This window comes from Cupriavidus oxalaticus (assembly GCF_004768545.1).
GTDB lineage: Bacteria > Pseudomonadota > Gammaproteobacteria > Burkholderiales > Burkholderiaceae > Cupriavidus > Cupriavidus oxalaticus_A.
The window spans coordinates 1,040,408-1,062,694 of record NZ_CP038634.1 but is presented as its reverse complement, the minus strand read 5'-3'; the positions used below and the strand labels follow the sequence as shown (position 1 = coordinate 1,062,694).

Annotated in this window: 19 protein-coding genes; 10 read left to right on the top strand and 9 right to left on the bottom strand. The window is 70.0% G+C overall.

Annotation, left to right across the window (positions count from 1 at the left end; genetic code table 11):
- Positions 1–4: 4 nt before the first annotated feature.
- Positions 5–1,159, bottom strand: coding sequence for an ABC transporter substrate-binding protein (locus E0W60_RS04600; RefSeq protein WP_240745837.1), 1,155 nt, complete (start codon positions 1,157–1,159; stop codon positions 5–7).
- A 271-nt stretch (positions 1,160–1,430) separates the two neighbouring features.
- Between E0W60_RS04600 and E0W60_RS04595 the strand changes: the two genes are divergently transcribed.
- The 5 genes from E0W60_RS04595 (at position 1,431) to E0W60_RS04575 (ending at position 6,070) form a co-directional block, all read left to right on the top strand.
- Complete coding sequence (locus E0W60_RS04595; protein WP_135703173.1) at positions 1,431–2,357, top strand: TauD/TfdA dioxygenase family protein; 927 nt, start codon at positions 1,431–1,433, stop codon at positions 2,355–2,357.
- Positions 2,358–2,435: 78 nt separating this feature from the next.
- A complete protein-coding gene (locus tag E0W60_RS04590) occupies positions 2,436–3,446 on the top strand; it encodes an ABC transporter substrate-binding protein (protein ID WP_135703172.1) in 1,011 nt (336 codons plus the stop codon).
- Between the two features lie 2 nt (positions 3,447–3,448).
- Positions 3,449–4,300 carry an ABC transporter ATP-binding protein gene (locus tag E0W60_RS04585; protein WP_135703171.1) on the top strand — a complete coding sequence of 284 codons (852 nt, stop codon included), beginning with the start codon at positions 3,449–3,451 and terminating at the stop codon, positions 4,298–4,300.
- A gap of 32 nt (positions 4,301–4,332) precedes the next feature.
- Positions 4,333–5,244 (top strand): ABC transporter permease, encoded by a 912-nt coding sequence (locus E0W60_RS04580; protein WP_133095886.1) that lies wholly within the window; start codon positions 4,333–4,335, stop codon positions 5,242–5,244.
- A 55-nt stretch (positions 5,245–5,299) separates the two neighbouring features.
- Positions 5,300–6,070 carry a class I SAM-dependent methyltransferase gene (locus E0W60_RS04575; RefSeq protein ID WP_133095885.1) on the top strand — a complete coding sequence of 257 codons (771 nt, stop codon included), beginning with the start codon at positions 5,300–5,302 and terminating at the stop codon, positions 6,068–6,070.
- Between the two features lie 11 nt (positions 6,071–6,081).
- On the opposite strand, the gene E0W60_RS04570 is transcribed toward E0W60_RS04575, so the two are convergent.
- Together E0W60_RS04570 and E0W60_RS04565 are read right to left on the bottom strand one after the other, a co-directional pair.
- Positions 6,082–6,441: a helix-turn-helix domain-containing protein gene (locus tag E0W60_RS04570; RefSeq protein WP_135703170.1), complete on the bottom strand. Its 360-nt coding sequence runs from the start codon at positions 6,439–6,441 to the stop codon at positions 6,082–6,084.
- 212 nt (positions 6,442–6,653) lie between these two features.
- On the bottom strand, positions 6,654–6,887 hold the full coding sequence (locus E0W60_RS04565) for an IclR family transcriptional regulator (RefSeq protein WP_195430021.1): 234 nt from the start codon (positions 6,885–6,887) through the stop codon (positions 6,654–6,656).
- Positions 6,888–7,393: 506 nt separating this feature from the next.
- Here E0W60_RS04565 and E0W60_RS04560 point away from each other — a divergent pair.
- Both E0W60_RS04560 and E0W60_RS04555 read left to right on the top strand, forming a co-directional pair.
- On the top strand, positions 7,394–8,632 hold the full coding sequence (locus E0W60_RS04560; protein WP_135703971.1) for a GGDEF domain-containing protein: 1,239 nt from the start codon (positions 7,394–7,396) through the stop codon (positions 8,630–8,632).
- Positions 8,633–8,732: 100 nt separating this feature from the next.
- Positions 8,733–9,989: an Hsp70 family protein gene (locus tag E0W60_RS04555; protein ID WP_135703169.1), complete on the top strand. Its 1,257-nt coding sequence runs from the start codon at positions 8,733–8,735 to the stop codon at positions 9,987–9,989.
- A 35-nt stretch (positions 9,990–10,024) separates the two neighbouring features.
- Here E0W60_RS04555 and E0W60_RS04550 read toward each other — a convergent pair whose 3' ends face one another.
- The 4 genes from E0W60_RS04550 to E0W60_RS04535 form a co-directional block, all read right to left on the bottom strand.
- A complete protein-coding gene (locus E0W60_RS04550) occupies positions 10,025–10,705 on the bottom strand; it encodes a phosphorylase (RefSeq protein ID WP_133095881.1) in 681 nt (226 codons plus the stop codon).
- Complete coding sequence (shc, locus tag E0W60_RS04545; RefSeq protein WP_135703168.1) at positions 10,702–12,768, bottom strand: squalene--hopene cyclase; 2,067 nt, start codon at positions 12,766–12,768, stop codon at positions 10,702–10,704. The genes E0W60_RS04550 and shc overlap by 4 nt, the downstream gene beginning before the upstream one ends.
- An 88-nt stretch (positions 12,769–12,856) precedes the next feature.
- A complete protein-coding gene (gene hpnD, locus E0W60_RS04540) occupies positions 12,857–13,729 on the bottom strand; it encodes a presqualene diphosphate synthase HpnD (RefSeq protein ID WP_135703167.1) in 873 nt (290 codons plus the stop codon).
- Positions 13,730–13,982: 253 nt separating this feature from the next.
- On the bottom strand, positions 13,983–14,186 hold the full coding sequence (locus E0W60_RS04535; protein ID WP_029045406.1) for a cold-shock protein: 204 nt from the start codon (positions 14,184–14,186) through the stop codon (positions 13,983–13,985).
- An 887-nt stretch (positions 14,187–15,073) separates the two neighbouring features.
- On the opposite strand from E0W60_RS04535, the gene E0W60_RS04530 reads away from it, so the two are divergent.
- The 3 genes from E0W60_RS04530 to E0W60_RS04520 are packed head-to-tail and all read left to right on the top strand — an operon-like array spanning position 15,074 to position 19,962.
- Positions 15,074–15,802, top strand: coding sequence for a response regulator transcription factor (locus E0W60_RS04530; protein WP_135703166.1), 729 nt, complete (start codon positions 15,074–15,076; stop codon positions 15,800–15,802).
- Positions 15,795–17,498 (top strand): FecR family protein, encoded by a 1,704-nt coding sequence (locus tag E0W60_RS04525; protein ID WP_135703165.1) that lies wholly within the window; start codon positions 15,795–15,797, stop codon positions 17,496–17,498. The genes E0W60_RS04530 and E0W60_RS04525 overlap by 8 nt, the downstream gene beginning before the upstream one ends.
- Entirely contained in the window at positions 17,413–19,962 is a 2,550-nt protein-coding gene (locus E0W60_RS04520; RefSeq protein WP_135703164.1) for a CHASE2 domain-containing protein, read from the top strand. The genes E0W60_RS04525 and E0W60_RS04520 overlap by 86 nt, the downstream gene beginning before the upstream one ends.
- Positions 19,963–20,126: 164 nt before the next feature.
- Here the strand turns inward: E0W60_RS04520 and E0W60_RS04515 are convergent, their stop codons facing one another.
- Positions 20,127–21,533, bottom strand: coding sequence for a heavy metal sensor histidine kinase (locus E0W60_RS04515; protein ID WP_135703163.1), 1,407 nt, complete (start codon positions 21,531–21,533; stop codon positions 20,127–20,129).
- Positions 21,530–22,222, bottom strand: coding sequence for a heavy metal response regulator transcription factor (locus E0W60_RS04510; RefSeq protein ID WP_135703162.1), 693 nt, complete (start codon positions 22,220–22,222; stop codon positions 21,530–21,532). The genes E0W60_RS04515 and E0W60_RS04510 overlap by 4 nt, the downstream gene beginning before the upstream one ends.
- Positions 22,223–22,287: the final 65 nt, after the last annotated feature.

Below are 22,287 nucleotides of genomic sequence, written 5' to 3'. Positions count from 1 at the left end.
GGCATCAGGCTCCCAGGATCTTGCCGTTGGGCTGGTACACGGGCCAGTAGGACTGCAGGCTCAGGTCGTTGAGCGCGGCCTTGAGAAAGCGCTGGTCGATCCACTGGTCGACGTCGAAGCGCGCGCGGCTCAGGCGGAAGCGATAGGCCTGCTCGACCGCGTCCTTGTAGCGGCTCACCAGGAAGGGATCGAAGTTCGGGTTCAGGCGCACGCGCAGCGGCTCGCCGTCGAAGTCTTCCTTCCAGTGCTCGTACGGCGTGCCTGCACGCGCCCAGGTGCGCAGCACCTCTTCGCGATGGCTTTCGTCGGAGGCCCAGCGCGCGGCTTCGACCGCGGTCTTCACCAGGTGCTGGGTGGCCTCGGGATAGAGGCTGGCGAAATCGTCGGTCACCAGCACGTGGCTCTGGCGCGTGTAGATCGGGGACTGGTTCTTGCTCGAATAGAGGATGCGCACCGCGCCCTTGTCGCGCAGGCGCAGGATGTCCATGGCGCCGATGGCCGCATCGATGTCCTTGGTGGACAGCGCCGCGAGGTAGCCCGCGGTGTCGAGATTCAGCAGGCGCAGGTCCCTGTCGGTGAGGCCGTTGGCCTCCAGCAGGCGCAGCGCCGGCAGATGCATGTTGGTGCCCTTGAACAGCGACACGCGCTTGCCGCGCAGGTCGGCCAGCGTCTTCAGCGGCGAGTCGGGCGGCACGCCGACATAGATGTTGGCGCGCACACCGGTGGCAAGCACCAGCCGCGTCTTCAGCCCGGCGGCGCGGCCGACGAGCGACGGCAGGTCGCCCTGCAGCGCGAAATCGAGCTGGCGGTTGGCCAGCGCCTCGTTGACCGCGGGGCCTGCGCCCTTGAAGAAGAACCACTCGACGCGCGTGCCGGTGGGCTTGAACGATTCCTCCAGCCAGCCGCGTGCATGCGCAATCGCGAGCGAGCTGCCGGCGAAGCTGGGCGGCGTGCCGGTGGCCGGCTGCGCCACGCCGATGCGGATCACGTCTGGACGCGCCGACGGACTCGCGCTGAACGCGGACAGCGGCGACAGCGATGCGGCCAGGCCAAGGCCTGACCATGCCGCACCGCGCAGCAGGTCGCGGCGGCTCAATCGGGATGGCAGTGCATCGGCACCGCGGAATCCGGCGGCGGAACGGGGGCGCTGGGTCTTCATCGTGCAGACCTTCTCGAAGTGGAGGACGGCTCAACGATAAGCGGCGCCGTGCGCGGACCTGAACGAATGATTCCGGCATTGGATATCGGGTCGGCGTATATGGGATGCGCTCTTTCGCGCGCGCAGGGCAATGTGCAGACATGGATATGCGATAAGCGGATAAGCCCCAGCGATTTGATTCGTTGACCCTGCTTGCCCCGTCTCTCTACAGTGCAAGCTTGCACGCGGCACCCGTTGCCGCGCAGGCTTCCCCCGAATTGCCAGAGCTGCCATGACGACCGCAACCGCCTACACCATAGTTTCGCGCCAGCAGAGCGCACTGCATTCCGCCGCGATCGATGCCGGCCAGGATTTCGAGATCCGCGCGCTGGACGCGCCGCTGGGCGCGGAGGTGCTCGGCCTCGACCTGTCCCGCCCACTGTCCGACAGCGATTTCGCGCGCATCCATCGCGCCCACCTCGACTACCACGTAGTGGTGTTCCGCGACCAGCGGATCACCCCGGCGCAGCAGATCAGCTTCAGCCGCCGCTTCGGGCCGCTGCAGATCCACGTGCTGCACCAGTTCCAGCTACCCGGCCATCCCGAAGTGCTGGTGGTGTCCAACGTGGTCGAGAACGGCAAGCCGATCGGACTCGGCGATGCCGGCCACTTCTGGCATTCGGACCTGTCGTACAAGGAGAAGCCGAGCCTGGGTTCGCTGTTGCATGCGCGCGAGCTGCCCGCCGAAGGCGGCGATACGCTGTTCGCCAACATGCACCTGGCATGGGATACCTTGCCCGCGGAACTTCAGCGCACTGTCGACGGCCTGTACGCCGAGCACACCTACCTGGCGCGCTATGCCGAACTGCAGCAGCGCAGCCCGTGGCGTCCCAACCTGATGCCCGAGCAGATCGCGCAGGTCAGGCCGGTATTGCAGCCGGTGGTGCGCACCCATCCCGAAACCGGCAGGAAGGCGCTCTTCGTCAGCGAGCACTTCACCACGCGCATCGCGGGCCTGCCCGAGGACGAAAGCCGCGACCTGCTCAAGCAGCTGTTCGCGCACAGCGTCAAGCCTGAGCACGTGTACCGCCACCAATGGCAGCCGCATGACCTGGTGTTCTGGGACAACCGCTCGCTGCTGCATCTGGCCGCGGGCTGTCCGGACCACCTGCGGCGCGTGATGTACCGCACCACCATCGAAGGCGACGTGCCGCGCTGACGCGGCGATCGCTTCGCCATGCATCCCGGACTCACGCATGTCGCGTGCGTCCCTTCCCTGATTTCCCGGAGTCCATTCATGTTCCAACGGTTTTCCCGCAAGCTGGGCCTGCTCGCGCTGAGCGCCGGCCTGGCGATTTCCGGTGCCGCGCACGCCGAAGGCAAGCTGCGCATCGCCGAGCAGTTCGGCGTGGTCTACCTGCTGCTCAACGTGGCGCGCGACCAGCAGCTGATCGAGAAGCACGGCAGGCAGCAGGGCATCGACGTCAAGGTCGAATGGACCCAGCTTTCCGGTGGCGCCGCGGTCAACGATGCGCTGCTGTCCGGCGCGATCGATATCGCCGGTGCCGGCGTCGGTCCGCTGCTGACGCTGTGGGACCGCACCCATGGCAAGCAGAACGTGCGCGGCGTGGCGTCGCTGGGCAATTTCCCGTACTACCTTGTGAGCAACAACCCCAAGGTGAAGACCATTGCCGATTTCACCGAGAAGGACCGCATCGCCTTGCCGGCGGTGGGCGTGTCGGTGCAGTCGCGCGTGCTGCAGCTGGCAGCGGCGAAGCAATGGGGCGACAAGGAGTACAACCGGCTCGACAAGTGGACCGTGGCGGTGCCGCATCCCGACGCCGCTGCCGCGATCATCTCGGGCGGCACGGAAATCACCGGTCATTTCGGCAACCCGCCGTTCCAGGAGCAGGAACTGGCCGGCAATCCGAACGCACGCATCGTGCTGAGTTCGTACGACGTGCTGGGCGGGCCGAGCTCGTCGACGGTGCTGTACGCGACCGAGAAGTTCCGCAACGACAATCCGAAGACCTACCGCGCGTTCGTCGATGCGCTGGCTGAAGCGGCTGCCTACGCCACCGCCAATCCCGAGGCCGCCGCCGATATCTACCTGCGCCAGGCCAAGGCAAAGACCGACCGCGCGCTGCTGGTGCGCGTGCTGAAGAACCCGCAGGTGCAGTTCAAGGTGGCGCCGCAGAACACCTTTGCGCTGGCCTCGTTCATGCACCGCGTGGGCGCGATCCGCAACCAGCCCAAGTCCTGGCAGGATTATTTCTTCCAGGACCCGGTCACCGCGCAGGGAAGCTGATCATGGCCACGCACAGCCTGCGCGTGGTGTCCGACCGCGCCGCGCCGCTGCTACCGCCGTTGCTTCAGATTGACGGCGTGTCGCTCGAGTACCGCACGCCCGAGCGCATCGTGCGCGCCACGCACCGGGTCAGCTTCGACGTGCATGCGGGCGACCGCTTCGTGCTGCTGGGGCCGTCCGGCTGCGGCAAGTCGACGCTGCTCAAGGCGGTGGCCGGCTTCGTCGCGCCCGCCGAGGGTGAGATCCGCCTGGAAGGCCAGCGCGTGCAGCAGCCCGGGCCGGACCGCATCGTCGTGTTCCAGGAGTTCGACCAGCTGCCGCCGTGGAAGACCGTGGTGCAGAACGTGATATTCCCGCTGCGGCAGGCGCGCGGCCTGTCGCGCGCCGAAGCGCGCGAGCGCGCGCTGGACAGCCTGGAGAAGGTCGGCCTCGCTGATTTCGCCGATGCCTACCCGCATACGCTGTCGGGCGGCATGAAGCAGCGCGTGGCGATCGCGCGGGCGCTGGCGATGCGGCCCAAAGTGCTGCTGATGGACGAGCCCTTTGCCGCGCTCGACGCGCTGACGCGCCGGCGCATGCAGGAAGAACTGCTGGCGCTGTGGGACGACGCGGGTTTCACGCTGCTGTTCGTCACGCATTCGATCGAAGAGGCGCTGGTGGTGGGCAGCCGCATCCTGCTGCTGTCGCCGCACCCGGGCCGCGTACGCGCCGAACTGAACAGCCACCAGTTCAGCCTGGCCAGCCAGGGTGGCACGGAATTCCAGGCCGCCGCGCAACGCATCCACACCATGCTGTTCGGCGAGCCCGCCGCCGACGCGCAGCCGCTGCGCGCGCGCAGCGCCGCGGGCCGCTAGCGAGCCTTACTGCGGAAAGGGAAAGAAGCATCATGACGCAATCCACCCTGGCGCTCCCCGAGTCGCCCGAACTCCGTCCCGACTTCCGGCCGCTGGTGCGCCCGGCATACGAGCGCGACATCGAACCCTTCACCGAAGCGCCGCTGGCGCGCGCGCTGCCGTGGCAGCAACGGCTGTGGCAGTACGGCTGGCTGCGCAAGGCCGTGATCCTTCTGGCGCTGGCACTGGTGTGGGAAATCGTGGCACGCGTGCAGGACAACGACCTGCTGCTGCCGACGTTCCTGGCGACCCTGCGCGCCTTCGTCCAGGATGTGGCCAGCGGCGAACTGCCGGGCAAAGCGGCGGTGTCGCTGTCGGTGCTGCTGCGCGGCTATGCCGCGGGCATCGTGCTGGCGTTCGTGCTCACGTCGCTGGCGGTATCGACGCGCTTCGGCCGCGATGTGCTGGACACGCTCACCGCCATGTTCAATCCGCTGCCGGCGATCGCGCTGCTGCCGCTGGCGCTGCTGTGGTTCGGGCTGGGCACCAGGAGCCTGGTGTTCGTGCTGGTCCACTCGGTGCTGTGGCCGCTGGCGCTGAACATGTACGCCGGCTTCCAGGCGGTGCCGCAGACATTGCGCATGGCCGGGCGCAACTATGGCCTGCGCGGGCCGCGCTATGTCGCGCTGGTGCTGGTGCCTGCCGCGCTGCCGGCGATCCTGTCGGGGCTGAAGATCGGCTGGGCCTTTGCCTGGCGCACGCTGATCGCGGCCGAGCTGGTGTTCGGCGCGTCGTCGGGCGAGGGCGGCCTGGGCTGGTTCATTTTCCAGAACCGCAACGAGCTTTATACGGACCGCGTGTTCGCGGGCCTGGCGGCGGTGATCCTGATCGGCCTGCTGGTGGAGGGGCTGGTCTTCACCACGCTGGAGCGGCTGACCGTACGACGCTGGGGCATGCAGCACTAGCCGCGCGGGGACTTCGGGCGTAGCCTACGGCACCGTAAAGCCAACCGGAGCCGCCATGACCGCCATCCACCAGGCCGCCGCACAGGGATTCGCCAGCCAGGCCGATGCCTACGCGCGCGGACGCCCCGAATATCCTGAAGCCATCGATGGCTGGCTGCGCGCCACGCTCGGGCTGGGCCCGGGCCGCACCGTGCTGGACCTGGGTGCCGGTACCGGCAAATTTACGCGCCGGCTGGCCGACACCGGTGCAGCGGTGATCGCGGTCGAGCCGGTGGCGCAGATGCGCGCGCAGCTCGCCGGTGCGCTGCCGGCCGTGCGGGCGCTCGCGGGCAGCGCCGAAGCGATTCCCTTGCCCGATGCCAGCGCAGACGCAGTGGTCTGCGCGCAGGCGTTCCACTGGTTTGCCAACGACCGCGCCATCGCCGGGATCCGCCGCGTGCTGCGGCCGGGCGGCCGGCTGGGGCTGGTCTGGAACGTACGCGATGAAAGCGTGGACTGGGTCGCGCAGCTGACCGCCATCATGACGCCCTACGAGGGCGACGCGCCGCGCTTCTACAAGGGCGACTGGAAGCGGGTCTTTCCCGCCGAGGGCTTCGGCCCCATGGCGCTGCACAGCCTGCCATACACGCACGCGGGCCCGCCGCAGCAAGTGATCGTCGACCGGGTGATGTCGGTGAGCTTCATTGCCTCGCTGCCCGGCACGGAGCAGGAGCGCGTGCGCGCCGCGCTGCAGGCTGTCATCGATGGCCACCCGGCGCTTGCCGGACGGCAGGAAGTCGCGTTTCCCTATCGCACCGAAGCCTATAGCTGCGAACGCCTGGCCTGAGCCGCGCCGCGCTACATCGTCGCGTGCCGGACCCAGAACGCCGGGCCGCGGCGTGCGGCGTCACTGAACTCCGGCGGCGGGCCGGTGCGGCCGGCGCACGGGCGCGGCGCAATCTGTTCCCAGATGTGCAGCATCGTCATGACCTTGGGCAGGGCCTTGACGCCGGTGGGCGTGGGCAGCCAGTTGGGGCTGCCCACGCTGAACAGCGGCGTGCCGAGCACGGCCTCGAGGCTGCGGATCTGGTAAAGGAGTCTCTGGGTCTGTATGCCCAGCGCTTGCGCGGCGCGGGCGGTGTCGCGGTGCTGCATCAGTGCGACGAAGGCGCGCAACGACAGGAAGCTGACGCGCCTGTTGTTGACAAGGTATGCCATGGATGTGCCATTGCCGGGACGGGCACTTGCGGCGCGCTGGGGCACCGTTGCGCGGCGGGGAGGCGATGCACCCCGGGTGCGCGGCCTGTTGCCGGCGGATCGAAGTTAACCGATCGTAGCGGCGCACGCACGGGGGTAGGGCGGTGAAGCTTCCGAGTTAAGGTGGGGAATGGTCCCGGTCAGATGGTCACAGATGGCGATGCCGGTGCGCTTCAGTGCATCGGCAAATGGCCGATCGCCGTCAGCGCCTGCATCACCTCGGGCGACAGGCGGCGTTCGCGGCACGGCACGCCGGCGGTCTCCAGCGTGGTCCACAAGTCGGCATCGCCGGTGACGATGCGTTGCCGCAGGTGCGCCAGGTATGCGTACTCCGCGGATGTCAGCGGGCGCGGTGCGCTGCGCAGGTCATCCAGGATGGCGCCAAGCGAGAGGGCGGGAACGGTCATACCAGGGTCGGGAATAGCAGGGCGGGTCATTGATGCAGTATTGACGCGAGATTCTTGCGCGGTCGGCGCGGTAGGCAACGCATGATTTTATCCAGCCGGTGCAGTGCCTGCTTAACCAAATGCAACCAACTTTGACCTCAATTCCGCTTGCACGCGAGCGAGTGGCGATTGCGTGGTGGCAATGTGGCGCATGCTGAGGCTGGTGGGGCGCGCAAGCCGCTTGCGCGCGAGTGGTTGCCGTTAGAGGCATCCTTCAACGCGGTCTGGGTGTTGCATAAAAACGCCAGTGGGATCTATCCATGCGACGCCGCGCAGCGGCGCCGGCACCACAACCGGCCCGTCATGCACGCCCCCGGCTAGACGGGGGTGCCAACTGCCAGCGCACGCGGGCTATCATGCTCGTTTGCCGAGCGCCGCCGGCCTGCCGCGGCGTATCTTGACTGTCCCTTGGCCCCAGTCCCGCCCATCGATTGACGGCAAGGCGGACCGCCTCCTTGAGGATTCCCGTGCACCTGGACCAGCAGACCATTGCGGTCGTGATGATGGTGTTTTTCTGCAGCACGCTGGTGATCGCGGCGGGGCTGGTGTTCGCGCTGCGCGCGAGCGAGGCGGGACGCCTGTGGGCATCGGGGCACGTGCTGGCATCCGGCGCGGGCCTGGCGCTGGCGTTGAGCGCGGCCACAGGCACCATCCACCTTGGCACGTTAGGGGCGGGTGCCTTCGTCATCGGCTGGCTGCTGATCTACCGCGGGGTGCGCGTCTATTACGGCGTACCGGCGTACCCGGGCGCGCTGGCCAGTGCCGCCACCATCGTGCTGGCCACCCTGGTGGCCGTTGGTGGCCTGCCCGGCGGGCCTCAGCTGGTGCTGCGCGTGGTCTACGGCGTGCTGGCGCTGTTGTCGCTGGCCACCTTTGCCACGCTGGCGCGCGCCGGGCGCGGGCGGCGCAGCATCGGAGCCCCGCTGGTGCTGGTTGCCAGCCTGGTGCAACTGGCCACGCAGCTGGCCGGCTTTGACCATGCGATGCGGCTGGCCGGCGCCGATGCGCAGCCGATGATCCTGTTCTTCGCCGGCCCCGCCGGCTCGGCCTGGATGCTGGCGCCGCTGATCGCCACGCTGCTGGGCCTGTTCGGCTTCACCGTGATGGCAATGGAGCAGATCGTCGCGCACAACGAGAGCGGCGCGCGCGTCGATGCGCTGACCGGCCTGCTCAACCGCGGCGCGCTGGAGATGTCGGCGCTGCAGCTGGTGGCGCGCTGGCAGCGCGACGGGCTGCCGCTGTCCTGCCTGGTGATCGACATCGACTACTTCAAGCAGGTCAACGATACCTTCGGCCACCATGCCGGCGATGCGGTGCTGCGCGAAGTGGCGCACGCGCTGGACAACTCGCGCCGCGCCTCCGACGTGGCCGGGCGCTATGGCGGCGAGGAGTTCTGCATCCTGTGCCCGCACACCGACGAGCAGCAGGCGTCGGCGCTGGCCAACCGCATCCTGCGCAAGGTGCGCGCGATCGCGCTGCCGGGCGCGCAGGGCTTTGCCAGCGTCAGCATCGGCGTGGCCCAGCTGCGCGGCGGCCCGGGCAGTAAGGAAGGCCTGTGGCGCGCGCTGTTCGCCGATGCCGACCGCGCGCTGTACTGCGCCAAGGAGCACGGGCGTGACCGCTATGTGCTGGCCTCGTCGATGGCCGCGCCGGTGCCGGGCCACGCCCCGCCGATGCTGGAGCCTGCCGCCGACCCCGTCGCCTGAAATCGCGGGGCCGCCGCGCGCCTGCCCTACAATGGCGCCCCCGCCCGGACTCGCGTCCAGCGGCAACTGATGTGGTGTCTTGCAGGAAAATCTGGAATCAATGATGTCAAACGCATGCGGCCTGGACTTCGGCACGTCCAACTCAACCGTCGGCTGGAGCCGGCCCGACCGCCCCGCGGCGCTGCTGCCGCTGGAAGACGGCAAGGTGACGCTGCCGTCGGTGATCTTCTTTCACGCCGAGGATCCGCTGGTCAGCTATGGCCGCGCCGCGCTCGGCGACTACCTGGCCGGCTATGAAGGGCGGCTGATGCGCTCGCTCAAGAGCCTGCTCGGCACCTCGATGATGGACGACAGCACCGAGGTGATGGGGCAGGCCATGCCGTTCCGCAAGCTGCTGGCGCATTTCATCCGCGAGCTGAAGGCCCGCGCCGAGCAGGCCGGCGGCACCACCTTTACCCACGCGGTGCTGGGCCGCCCGGTGTTCTTCATTGACGAGGACCCGGCCGCCGACCGGCTCGCCGAAGAGACGCTGGCCGAGATCGCGCGCGACGCCGGCTTTGCCGAGATCGCGTTCCAGTACGAGCCGATCGCCGCGGCGTTCGACTACGAAGCCGGCATTTCGCGCGAGGAGCTGGTGCTGGTGGCCGATATCGGCGGTGGCACCTCGGACTTCTCGCTGGTGCGCCTGTCGCCCGAACGCGCCCGCAAGACCGACCGCAGGGGAGACATCCTTGCCAACGGTGGCGTGCATATCGGCGGCACCGACTTCGACCGCGCGCTCAGCCTGGCGCGCGCCATGCCGCTGCTTGGGCTGGGCAGCCAGCTGCGCAACGGCAAGGCGATGCCGTCGAGCCAGTACTTCGACCTGGCCAGCTGGCACACCATCAACTACGTCTACACGCGCAAGGCCTGGTCGGTGGTGATGGACAACTACCGCGATGCTGCCGACACCGTCAGCCTCGACCGCCTGGTGCGGCTGATCCGCGAGCGTGCCGGCCACTGGCTGGCGATCCAGGTGGAAGGCGCCAAGATCGCGCTGTCGGATGCGGCCAGCACCGAGGTCGACCTGCACCGGCTGGAGCAGGGGCTGATGCTGACGATCACGCGCGACGAATTCGATGCGTCGATCGACAAGCTGGTCGCCAGGACCGAGAAGACGGTCCAGCAACTGCTGGTTGACGCGGGCGTGGACGGCAACGGCGTCAATACCATCTTCTTCACTGGCGGTTCCAGCAGCGTGCCGTTGCTGCGCCAGCGGCTGGCGGCACTGCTGCCGCAGGCGCGCTGCGTCGAAGGCGACCGATTCGGCAGCATCGGCAGCGGGCTGGCGCTGGATGCGGTGAGGAAGTTCGGCTGAGGAAATCCGGGCGACGTTCGGCTCGACCGGCCCGCCTACTGCTGCAGCACGTCGCGCAACGCAAAGCCGTCGCCCACCGCCAGCCTGGCCGCCCGCAGCGCGCCACGCGCCGCGGCGGCATCGCCCGCCAGCCGCAGCAGCGCCGGCAATTGCCACGGCGCGCGCAGCAGCCCGCCCAGCACCGCCGCCACATCGGTCTTGCCGCCTTCCCCCATCCCTGCCGCCGCCGCGGCCGGCACGGCGCGGCTGGCCGGGTCGATGACCACGCGGCAAGCCGCGAACGGCAGCCGGCAGGCGGCGGCCATGCGCGCGGCGAGATGCGATTCCATGTCGACGCACAGCGCGCCGCTGGCCTGCCGCAGCGCGTGTTTTGCGGCGACGTCGAGCACCGGCTCTTCCGTGCCGGCGATGGGGCCGACCCGGGCATGCGGCAGCGCCGCGTGCAGCGCATGGGTCCAGTCCGGCGCGGTGTCGTAGCGTTCGCCGGGCGCGCGGATCTCATCGGCAATGACCAGGTCGCCGGGCGCCAGCGCCGGGTCCAGCCCGCCGGCGACGCCGAAGCTGACGATGCCCCGGCACGCGCGGCTGGCCATGGCCGACACCTCCTGCTCCAGCGCGACGCCGCGCAGCCCGTGCACCACGCGGCAATGCGGGCCGGCGGCGATGCCGGCCTCGAAATCCATGCCGGTGACGACCATGACGAAGGGCGCGTTCACAGGCCCCACGCCACGCGGCCCTCAGCGACACCCTCACCGCCACCGCCACCGTCACCGCCGCGCCGCAGGTTGCGGTAGCGCGCCAGCGCCCACAGCGGGAAATAGCGCGCGTATCCGTGGTAGCGCAGGTAGAACACGCGCGGGAAACCCACGGCGGTGAAGCGCGGCTCGTGCCAGAGCCCGCCTTCCTGCGGCGGGCGCTGCGTGCGCAGCAGGTAGCCGATGCCGCGCGCGACCGCCGGGTGTTGCACGGCGCCGGCCGCCATCAGCGCCAGCAAGGCCCAGGCAGTCTGCGATGCCACGCTGGGCGCGGCCTCATAGCCGCGGTAGTCGAGCCGGTAGCTGGCGCCGTCTTCGCCCCAGCCGCCGTCGTCGTTCTGGATTCCGGCCAGCCAGTCGGCGGCGCGCCGCACCGCGGGCGCGTCGGGCCCCAGGCCGGCCGCATTCAGCGCGCACAGCGCGCTCCAGGTGCCGTAGATGTAGTTGGTGCCCCAGCGGCCGAACCAGCTGCCATCCGGCAGCTGCTCGGCCAGCAGGTAGCGCAGCGCGCGCGCGGCGGGCTCGCTGCTGGCGGGCGTGGCGCCGGTCTGGCACAGCATCGACAGGCAGCGCGCCGAGACATCCGCGGTGGGCGGGTCCAGCAGTGCGCCGTGGTCGGCGAAGGGGATGTTGTTCAGGTACAGGTGCGTGTTCTCGGGCTCGAACGCACCCCAGCCGCCGTTGCCGCTCTGCATGCCGACGATCCATTCGGCCGCGCGTGCCACGGCTTCGTCGTAGCGGCCGGGCGTGGCGTGTTCGCGCATGTAGCGGTCCATCGCCGCCGCCACCACGGCGGTGTCGTCGACATCCGGGTAATGCGCGTTGGCGTACTGGAAGGCCCATCCACCCGGGCGCACCCGCGGGCGGCGCACGCTCCAGTCGCCGCGCACGTCCAGCACCTGCAGCGGCTTGAGCCAGTCCAGCGCGCGCCCCACGGCCGCGGCCGCGCGCGCCTCTCCGGTCTCGAGCAGCGCTTGCGCGGCCAGCGCGGTGTCCCACACCGGCGACAGGCAGGGCTGGCAGTAGGCCTCGTCGCCATGCTCGACCAGCAGCCGCTCGACCGAGTGCCGGGCCACCGCGCGCGCGGGATCGTCGGCCGGCACGCCCAGCACGTCGAACATCATCACGCTGTTGGCCATCGCCGGAAAGATCGCGCCGAGCCCGTCCTCGCCATTCAGCCGCTCGCGCACGAACCTTTGCGCCGCGGCGATGGCGCGCCGGCGCAGCACGCGCGGGAACGCCGGCTCGGCCACGCGCAGCAGCGCGTCGAGCCCGCGGAACAGGTTGTACCAGCCGGCGTGCTGGTGCGGCGCGCGCGGCGCGAGGCCGACGCTGCGGCGCGGGTTGGAGAAGAGTTCGTCGATGCCGATCCCGCGCGGGTTGCGCGCGCGCGGGCGCAGGCTGTTCAGCACCAGCAGCGGCACGATCACCGTGCGCGCCCAGTAAGAGACCTTGGACAGGTGGAACGGGAACCAGCGCGGCAGCAGCATGATTTCCACGGGCATCATCGGCACCGCCGACCACGGCATCACGCCGTACAGCGCCAGCAGCGTGCGCGTAAACACGTTGCTGGCCTCGGCGCCGCCCATGGCATGGATGGCCTGGCGCGCGCGCGCCATGTGCGGCGCCTGCGGATCGTCGCCCGCCATCTTCAGCGCGAAGTAGGCCTTGACGCTGGCGCTGATGTCCGCCTTGCCGTCATGGAACAGCGGCCAGCCGCCATCGGCGTTCTGGATGCGGCGCAGGTAGCGCGCGATGCGCGCTTCGAGCGCCAGGTCGGGCGCCTCGCCCAGGTAATGCACCAGCAGCACGTATTCGGCCGGGATGGTGGCGTCGGCTTCCAGCTCGTAGACCCAGTGGCCATCGGGGCGCTGCTGGTGCAGCAGCGCATCGACCGCGAGGCCGATGCCGTGGTCGAGCTCCTGTGCGGCAGATCGCTGGGCGAAAGCAGGGGCGAACGCCGGATCGGCGGCGACCCGGACAGGCGGGGCTGTCGTGCCCAAGGCGGTCTCGTTGATCGACATGCGGACTCCTTGTGCCGGCGCGGGCGGGATGATCCGCGCCCGGCCTCGGCTTGCATCGGCTTACATCGCCGGCAACGGCATGCGGCGCTCAGCCAATGGCGTGGCGCAGCATGATCCAGAGCAACTGCGCGCGCGGCAGGCGCACGCGCTGGCGCGGTGCCCGCCAGCCCTGCATGCGCAGGCGCGCGAGGATGCGGTGGTAGACGTCGGCCATGATGCGCGGCGAGCGCACCAGCCGTGCCGGGCAGCGCGCCATGATGGCGTCGGCCTGGTCGTAGTGCGCCTGCGCTTCCAGGGCCAGCGCCGCGCAAGCCTGGCCGATTGCCGCGTGCGCGACCACGGCCTGCGGCGTGGCGCCCGCGGCATCGATGCCGGCGGCGGCCAGCGCCTCGGCCGGCAGGTAGAGGCGGCCGATGGCGGCATCCTCGTCGATGTCGCGCAGGATGTTGGTCAGCTGCAGCGCTCGCCCCAGGTGGTGCGCCAGCGCGATGCCGCACGACGTTTCCAGGCCGAACACGCGCACCGCCAGCCGCCCCACCGCGCTCGCCACGCGGTCGCAATACAGGTCGAGGGTGGCGGCGTCGGGGGCGCGGATGTCCTGCACCACGTCCATGGTCATGCCGTCGATGACGGCGAGGAAATCCTGCTGCTGCAGGTCGAAGGCGCGGATCTGCACGGCCAGCGGCTGCAGCGCCGCGGGCGGGCTGCCCGCGTAGCAGGCGGCGATGTCGCTGCGCCAGGCATCGAGCCCTGCCAGGCGCTCCGCATGCGGAGCGTTGCCGTCGGCGATGTCGTCGACCGCGCGGCAAAACGCGTAGATCTCGAACATGGCCTGGCGCTGGTGCGCCGGCAGGATGCGCAGTGCGGCATGGAAGGAACTGCCGGCAGAGGCGGCGGCTCCCGCGCTGGAGCCGGCCACGGCGGCGGGGGTGTCTTGCGTTGCGATCTGAGTACCGGCCACGTAACTCCTCGACACGCTGCATACCTTCCCGCGCTTCGCACGCAACGGTGTGCGCGCCCATGCGCGGGCGGTGGTTGTGGGTCGGGCGATTATAGCAACATCAACCCTGGCATCGCGGCGCCCTGGCCGGCGGCAGGGAGGCGGCAGCGCATTGCCGGCGCGCAAAAGAAAAGCCCCGCGCCGGAGCTGCGGGGCTTGCTGGCCGGCGCGGCGTCGCGAGACGCCGCGGGACCGGGCCGGTCCTAAACCGGTATCAGACGGCCTGAATCTTGGTGGCTTGCTCGCCCTTCTGGCCCATGGCCTTGACGTAGCGCACCTTCTGGCCTTCCTTCAACGACTTGAAGCCCGAGCCTTCGATTGCGGAGAAGTGCGCGAACAGATCGTTGCCGCCTGCGTCCGGCGTGATGAAGCCGAAGCCCTTGGCGTCGTTGAACCACTTAACGGTACCGGTTTCCATATCTATCTCAACCTTGGATTTCAAAATGAGCGAAAACGCTCGTTATACACCGTGTGCAACGCAGGCAACGGATTGTTTTGGTTCCGCTGCTGCATCCGTATGACCTCGATATGTCGCTGTCGTGACAACCGAAAACGTCACGGAACAACACACCAAATGACACACCCCAAAGGGCGCTGCACAAGTGGGAATCATTCTGCCGAATTTTCCCGATGTGTCAATCAGGCGAAGCGCCTAATCATGATGAGAGGTTCCGATAGGAGATATTAACGTCTTCTACTTCGCATTCGATTCAGTGAATTCCCTGAGTGTGCTTGCCTGCGCGGTTTGGACTGAATTTCAGACGGGTGCACCTTGAATGCGCGCCGAATGCGGGCTCCTGGTGCGGAAGGTCCGTGTTTCGGTGCATTTGTTTCGCTTTGTTTCAAATGCATTACCACATTCGGGGGATGTTTTTGCCCGTTCGGGTGTGGGCGGCAATAGTTTGGGGCAAATCCGGCGGGAGAAATGCCGCAGCGCTCCATTTCGCAGAACGATTCTCGTGCAACGTATATAGGGTGAACCCCTGCATGCCGCGCCTGAGTGTTCGCGGGCTCTCCCACCGCCGGTCCGCCAGTCCGCCGCCCCCGCTCGCCCGCGATCGTTGCGATTGGCCGGTTTTTCGCCTCGGATCGATGGCCGATCCCGGCATGTTGCGGCATGCCCCTCGTCGGTAGCCTCGACGGCGGGTGTCGCTGTTAGGTAACATTGCGACTTCCGGCTTGCTTCGGCCACGCTTGCCGCGCGATTGACCATGGGCCGCGCCCGCCAGGGTGGATATCAGAGCAGCCGTCAGTATTGCCCGGCGCGCAGTCGCAGTGGCAGTCGCAGTAGGCAGGGGGGAGTGGATGAGAATTGCCTCGGTGGAGGACGATCCGGATCAGGCCGAACTGATCCGGCAGATTTTGGGCGAGGCCGGTTTCGAGTGCGAATCGTTCGCCAATGGCGCCGATTTCCTGCGCGCGCTGCGCGAACGGGCGTTTGACCTGCTGATGGTCGACTGGCAGTTGCCCGGCACCAGCGGCTATGAACTGGTCAGCTGGGTGCGCCAGAAGTCCGGCAACATGCCGCCGATCCTGTTTGTCACCAGCCGTACCGGCGAGGCCGACATCGTCGCCGGCCTGAGCGTCGGCGCCGACGACTACATGCTCAAGCCCATCCGCGCCGGCGAGCTGGTCGCGCGCGTGCGCTCGCTGCTGCGCCGCGCCTATCCCGAGGCCGCGCAGGAAGTCGAGCTGATCCGGCGCGGTAACTACACCGTCGATCCCCATACCCGCGCCATTACCATCGGCAGCCAGCCCGTGCAGCTGTCGCCGCGCGAGTATGAGCTGGCCCTGTTCCTGTTCCGCAATACCGGGCGCCTGCTGGCGCGCGAGGTGGTGGAGCAGGCGGTCTGGGGCCGCGCCATGGGCGCCGGCTCGCGCACGCTCGATACCCATATCTCGCGGCTGCGGCTGAAGCTGGCGTTGCGCCCCGAAAACGGCGTGCGGCTGACGTCGGTGTATTCGCACGGCTATCGCTTTGAGGAAATTTCCGCTGGCGAAGCGGAAGCTGACGAGGCCGCGGCGGATGCGTAAGTGGATTGGCACGGCTGCGCTGGCCTGGTTGGCCGGCGTGGCGGGTCCGGCCCAGGGCGGGCCGGCGGGCGCGGAGGGCGCCGATTTCCTGTACCTGGTGGAGCCGGGCGATACCCTGATCGGGCTGGCCGAGCGCTACATGGCCTCGTCCGATGGCTGGCGCACGCTGCAGCGGCTCAACGGCGTGGCGGATCCCTACCGGCTGGTGCCCGGTTCGCGGCTGCGCATCCCGCTGAGCCAGATCCCCGAGCAGGCCGCGTCGGCGCGCGTGGTCTATGTCAACGGCGAAGTGCGCGCCAACGGCCGTGCGGTGCAGGTGGGCATGTCGCTGGACGAATCGGCACGGATCGAGACCCCGGCGGCCGGCTCGGTCACGCTGGAACTGCCCGATCGCAGCCGCATCACGTTGCCGCCAAATACCACGGTGGCCGTGCGCCGGCTGCGTACGTTCGCGCGCAGCGGCCTGACCGATACCGTGATCCGCATCGACCAGGGCGGCGCCGATACCCGCGTGGCGCCCGAGGGCAGCGGCGTGGGCCGCTTCGAGCTGCATACGCCGATGATGGTCACGGGCGTGCGCGGCACCAGCTACCGGGTTGCGGCCGACGCCGCCGGCAGCCGCAGCGAGGTGCTGGAAGGCCGCGTGGGCATCAGCGCGGCGCGCCAGGCCAGGCCCGTACCCGCCGGTCGCGCCATGACGGCGGCGGCGCAAGTGAGCGCCGGCTACGGCGTCGGCGTGTCCGATCGTGGCCGGCTGTCGCAGCCGGTGGCGCTGTTGCCGGCGCCGGTGTTGCTGCCCCCCGCCGATACCGTGCTGGGCCCGGCCTTCGACGCCGCCTGGCAGCCGGTGCCCGGCGCCAGCGCGTACCGTGTCACGGTGGCGCGCGACGCGGCGCTGACCGAACTGGCCTGGAGCGGCACCACCACCGACACCCGCGCGCGTCCGGAGGGCCTGCCGGAAGGCACGCTCTATCTTGCCGTCAGCGCCATCGACGCCAACCGGCTGACCGGCCTTGCCGCGCAGGCGCCGGTGGCCGTGCGGCTGAACCCGCCAGCGCCGTTCACGCTGCAGCCAGCCGCCGATGCGGTGCGCTATGGCGAGACGGTGGCGTTCGCCTGGGCGGCGGTGCCCGGCGCCGGCAGCTATGAACTGGCCGTGGCCACGGATGCCGGCTTCGCCAGCGAGGTGGCACTGCATCCCGCCGCCGAGCCGGCCAGCGCGCAGCCGCAGGCGCCGGGCCAGTACTGGTGGCGCGTGCGCAGCGTCGACGCCGCGGGCCGGCCCGGTCCCTGGTCGGCGCCGGTCGCCTATCGCGTCGAGCCGCCGGGCCCGGTGCCGTCGATGCAGGACGACGGCAAGACACTGCAGATCGGCTGGCCCGCCGACCGTGGCGCGGGCACCGGCTACCGGGTCCAGTTGTCGGCCGATGCCGGCTTTGCCACGCTGCTGGTGGACCAGCACAGCGAAACCAACGCCATCGAGCTGCCGCGTCCGGCGCCCGGCGTCTACTACGTGCGGGTCGCCCGCGCGGCGCCGGGGACAGCGCCCGACCCGGCGGCCTTCTCCACGCCGCAGCGCATCGAGGTCTTCACCTACCTGATGGACGGCAATGGCGGTGCCATCGGCGCGGGTGGCGGGACAGGTGGCGGCGCGGGTGGCGGGACGGTTGGCGGTGGCCGCATCCGCCTCCACTGAGCCCGCCGCGGCGCCGGAGCCGGACGCGCCGATCGCGCCGGGGCGCGCCTTCGGCCGCCGCACGCTGGCAGAATGGTGCGTGCTGGTCGCGGCGGTGCTGGCGCTGGTGCTGCTGGCCGCGCGCCAGGGCTGGACCGAACGCGCCGACCTGGCCGCCTACGACACCGCCATCGCCGCCCAGCACCATCCCGCCCGCGACGACATCGTCATCGTCGCCATCGACGACGCCAGCATCACCGCCATCGGCCGCTGGCCCTGGCGCCGCGCGGTGCTGGGGCAACTGGTCGAGCGCATTGCCGCCGGCGGCCCGCGCGTGATCGGCGTCGACGTGATCCTGTCCGAGCGCGACACCCGCTATCCGCAGGACGATGCGCTGCTGGCGCGCAGCCTGGCGCAGGCGGGCAATGTGGTGCTGCCGGTGGTGGCCGAACCGAGCACCGGCGGCACCGGCGGCATGCTGGTGCGCTATCCGCTGGCGGGGCTGGGCGCCGCGGTGGGCCATATCAACATGGTGGTCGATACCGACGGCGTGGCGCGCCAGGTCTGGCTGCGCGAAGGGCCGCAGCCGGTCGAGGGCGCCGGCGTGCCGCACCTTGCGGCGGTGATGGCCGGCATGCTGGCAGAACCGGGACGCGCACCGCGCGCGCTCGACAGCTACCGCCACGAAGCCGCTCGCGTCGCCGAAAGCAACGGCTGGCAGCGCAGCGGCCGCCTGCGCATTCCCTACGCCGGCCCGCCCGGCACCTTTGCGCGCGTGTCGGCGCGCGACGTGCTGGAAGGCCGCGTCGATCCCGCGCGCTTTGCCGGCAAGGCGGTGCTGGTCGGCGCCATGGCCACCGGCATGGGCGATGTGCTGCCCACCCCGGTGTCGCGCGACGGCCGCGGCATGAGCGGCGTCGAGATCCTGGCCAATACGCTGCAGGCGCTGACCGACGGCGACGCCATCCTGGCGGTGCCGCGCGGCTGGCAGCTCGCGGGAACGCTGCTGGCGGTGCTGCTGGCGGCGCTGGCCGCGCTGCGTTTGCCGCCGCGTGGCGCGCTGGTCGCCACCGGGCTGCTGCTGGCGGCCCTGCTGGGCGGCTCGCTGGCGCTGCTGGCGTTAGCACGGTTCTGGTTCGCCCCGGCCGCGGCGGCGCTGGGCTGCCTGCTGTTCTACCCGCTGTGGGCGTGGCGCCGCCAGGAAGCGGCGCTGCGCTTCCTGGCCGACGAACTGGCGCGGCTGGAGCGCGAGCCGGGACTGATGCCGGCACCGCACTACACCGGCGCCACGCTGGACAGCCGCATGCGCGCCGTCTATGGTATGAGCGCCAGGCTGCGCGGCATGCGCCGATTCCTCTCCGACGGGGTGGAAAGCCTGCCCGATGCCACCGCCATCTGCGACCTGGCGGGCGGCGTGATGCTGGCCAACCGCCGCTGCGTGGCGCTGGCGCCGGCGGTGCTCGGGAACATGGCCGCGGCAGGCGATTCCGGCCAGCCGCGCCCGCCGATCCGCGACGTGATCGAGGCGCTGTTCCCGGCGCCCGCGCCGGCGCTGGCGTACTGGCACGCGCTGCATGACCGCCATGCCGGGGTCCGGCCGGGGCAGGAGCCCGTGCCCGAGGGCGGCATCGAGGTGGCCGGGCGTGGCGACCGCCGCTACCTGGTGCACGGCGCGCCGCTGCACGGAGAATCCGGCGCGGTGGCGGGGCTGATCGTCAGCGTCACCGACATCACGGCGATCCGCGTGGCCGAGCGCCAGCGCGAGCAGATGCTGCGCTTCCTGTCGCATGACATGCGCTCGCCGCAGGCATCGATCCTGGCGCTGATCGAGCTGCACGAGCGCCGCGCCCGCCGCAATGCCGCCGACATCGCAGACACCGATGACGCCGCCGACACCGACACCGACGACGGCCACCATCGCGCCGCGCACGCCGTGCTGCACCGCATCGCCGCCCACGCGCGCCGCACCATGACGCTGGCCGACGATTTCATCAGCGTGGCGCGCGCCGAGTCGCAGTCGCTCGCCTTTACCGAGGTCGAGCTTGGCGGCCTGGTGCTGGATGCCACCGATCAGCTATGGGCGCTGGCCAATGCCCGCAGCGTATCGCTGCAGGTCGACCTGCCCGACGAGCCCGCCGTGCTGCGTGGCGAGCCCGCGCTGCTGGTGCGGGCCATCGCCAACGTGGTCAGCAACGCGATCAAATTTAGCCCACACGGTGCCGAGGTGGCGGTGACGCTGACGCACGCGCACCAGCATTTCGTGATCGCGGTGCAGGACCACGGCCCCGGCATCGACGAGGCCGACCAGGCGCGGCTGTTCGAGCCCTTCGTGCGCCTGCACGAGGGCCGGCAGGGCGCGCCGGACGGCACGGGGCTGGGCCTGGTGCTGGTGCGCGCGGTGGCCGAGCGGCATGGCGGCAAGGTCACGGTGCAGAGCGCGGCAGGTGCCGGCGCGACATTCCGGATCGCATTGCCGGCGGGTTAAGCGCGGGTCCGCCGACACAATTGTTGCCATTCGATCAGGGCGGAATTGCGTAGCATCGGACCGCCGCTGGAGCCGCATCCGGCGGTTTTTGCGCCCTTGCCAGCTCCCCCAACGGCCTTACTGGCTCGGGCGTTTTTTTTGCGCGCCGTGCAGCCCGCCGGCCGTCAAGTCCGCACGGTGTCCCGTTCGCGCCGCGCGCGGAACGTCAGCACGAAGCGCGTCCTGCCCGCGATTGACTCGGCGGCGATGGCGCCGCCGTGCGCGGCCATGATCGCCTGCGTGATCGCCAGGCCCAGCCCGGTGCCGTCCGATTCTGGCCGCGCCCGCGACTTGTCGGCGCGCGAAAAACGGTCGAACAGCGACGGCACGAATTCGGGCGGAATGGTTTCGCCTTCGTTTTCGACCACGATATCCACTGCGTCCGCGCCGTCCTGCGCGCTGGCGCGCGGCACGATCGTCACCACGATCGGCTTGCCCGCGGCGGCGTGCCGCAGCGCGTTCGACAGCAGGTTGCTGAGCGCGCGCCGCACCATCAGCCGGTCGCCGGTGATGCGGCCGCTGCCGTGCTGCCGCAGCTGCACGCCCTTGTCTTCTGCCAGCGCATCGTAGAAGTCGAACAGGGCCGCGACTTCCTGCTCGAGCGTGATGGGCTCGGCGCTGGGCAGCGTGATGCCGTGTTCCATCTTGGCCAGGAACAGCATGTCGGACACCATGCGCGCGAGCCGCTGCAGCTCCTCGGCGTTTGACGCCAGCACCTCGCGGTACTTGGCCGCATCGCGCGGCTGCGACAGCACCACGTCGGTCTGCGTCATCAGGTTGGTGATCGGCGTGCGCAACTCATGCGCCAGGTCGGAGGAGAATTCCGACAGGCGCCTGAAGTCGTCCTGCAGCCGCGCGAGCATGGCGTTGAGCGTGGCGGCCAGGTCGGCCATTTCCACCGGCACCGCTTCCACCGGCATGCGCTCGTCGAGCTTGTGCGCGGTGACCGTGCGTGCGCGCGATGCCATGGTGCGCAGCGGCGCCAGCCCGCGGCGGGCCGCCCACCAGCCCAGCAGCCCGCTGGCCAGCGCGGCCAGCGCGGTGTAGAAGGCCAGCGACTTGCGGAACGCCTGCATGAAGTGCGCATGCAGCGCGGTGTCCATGCCGACCACGATGCGCAGCGCGCCGGCACCCGGCACCTGCGCCACGGCGCGCAAGCCGCGGTAGGCCTGTCCGCTCTGCTCCCAGGCGAAGGTATCGCGCTGCGCTGCCGTGGCAACGGCCTGCGCGGGGCCGAAATCGAAGCCATGCGTGGCGTACACGCGTTGGCCATCCGCGTTGCGCACCTCGGCGACGAAGCCGGGATGGTGCTCCAGCGCCTGCCCCAGCCGCTGCGGCAGCGACGCCATCGGGCCTTCGGCCGCGATCTTGCGGACCAGGCGCACGTTGTCGTCCAGCACGGCATAGTCTTCGTCGGCGAAATGGCTGTCCATCGCCAGCCAGATCAGCACGCCCAGCCCCAGCAGCACCACCGCCGACGACAGCGAAAACAGGATCGTGAGCCGCGCCGTCAGCGACAGCCGGGCCTTCATGCCGCATCCTCCGGGTCCGGCGCCTCCAGCACATAGCCCATGCCGCGCACGGTCTGGATCAGCCGGGGCTCGAAGCCGTCGTCGATCTTGGCGCGCAGGCGGCGGATGGCCACGTCGATCACGTTGCTGTCGCTGTCGAAGTTCATGTCCCACACCTGCGAGGCGATCAGCGAGCGCGGCAGCACTTCGCCGCGGCGGCGCGCCAGCAGTTCGAGCAGCGCGAACTCCTTGCTGGTCAGCGTGATGCGGCGCCCGGCCCGTGTGGCGCGCCGGCGGCCCAGGTCGAGCACAAGGTCGGCCACCTGGATCCGGTCGAGCGCCATATGCGCGGCGCCGCGCCGCAGCAGGGTGCGTACGCGCGCCAGCAGTTCGGAGAAAGCGAAGGGCTTGACCAGGTAGTCGTCGGCGCCCAGCTCCAGTCCCTTGACGCGGTCCGCCACGCTGTCGCGAGCGGTCAGGAACAGCACCGGCACGGCGTTTTCGGCGGCGCGCAGCGCCTGTACGATGCGCCAGCCGTCCATGTCCGGCAGCATCACGTCGAGGATGACAAGGTCGTAGGGCTCGGTCATGGCCAGGTGCTGGCCGTCCAGGCCGTTGTGCACCAGGTCGACGACAAAGCCCGCTTCCGTCAGGCCCTGGCGCAGGTACTCCCCGGTCTTGGACTCGTCTTCCACTACGAGAAGCTTCATTGGCCCTGGATTCCTTGCAATCAATGGTTGCGGCAACTGTACGCGCGCGCGGCGCGCGAGAACAT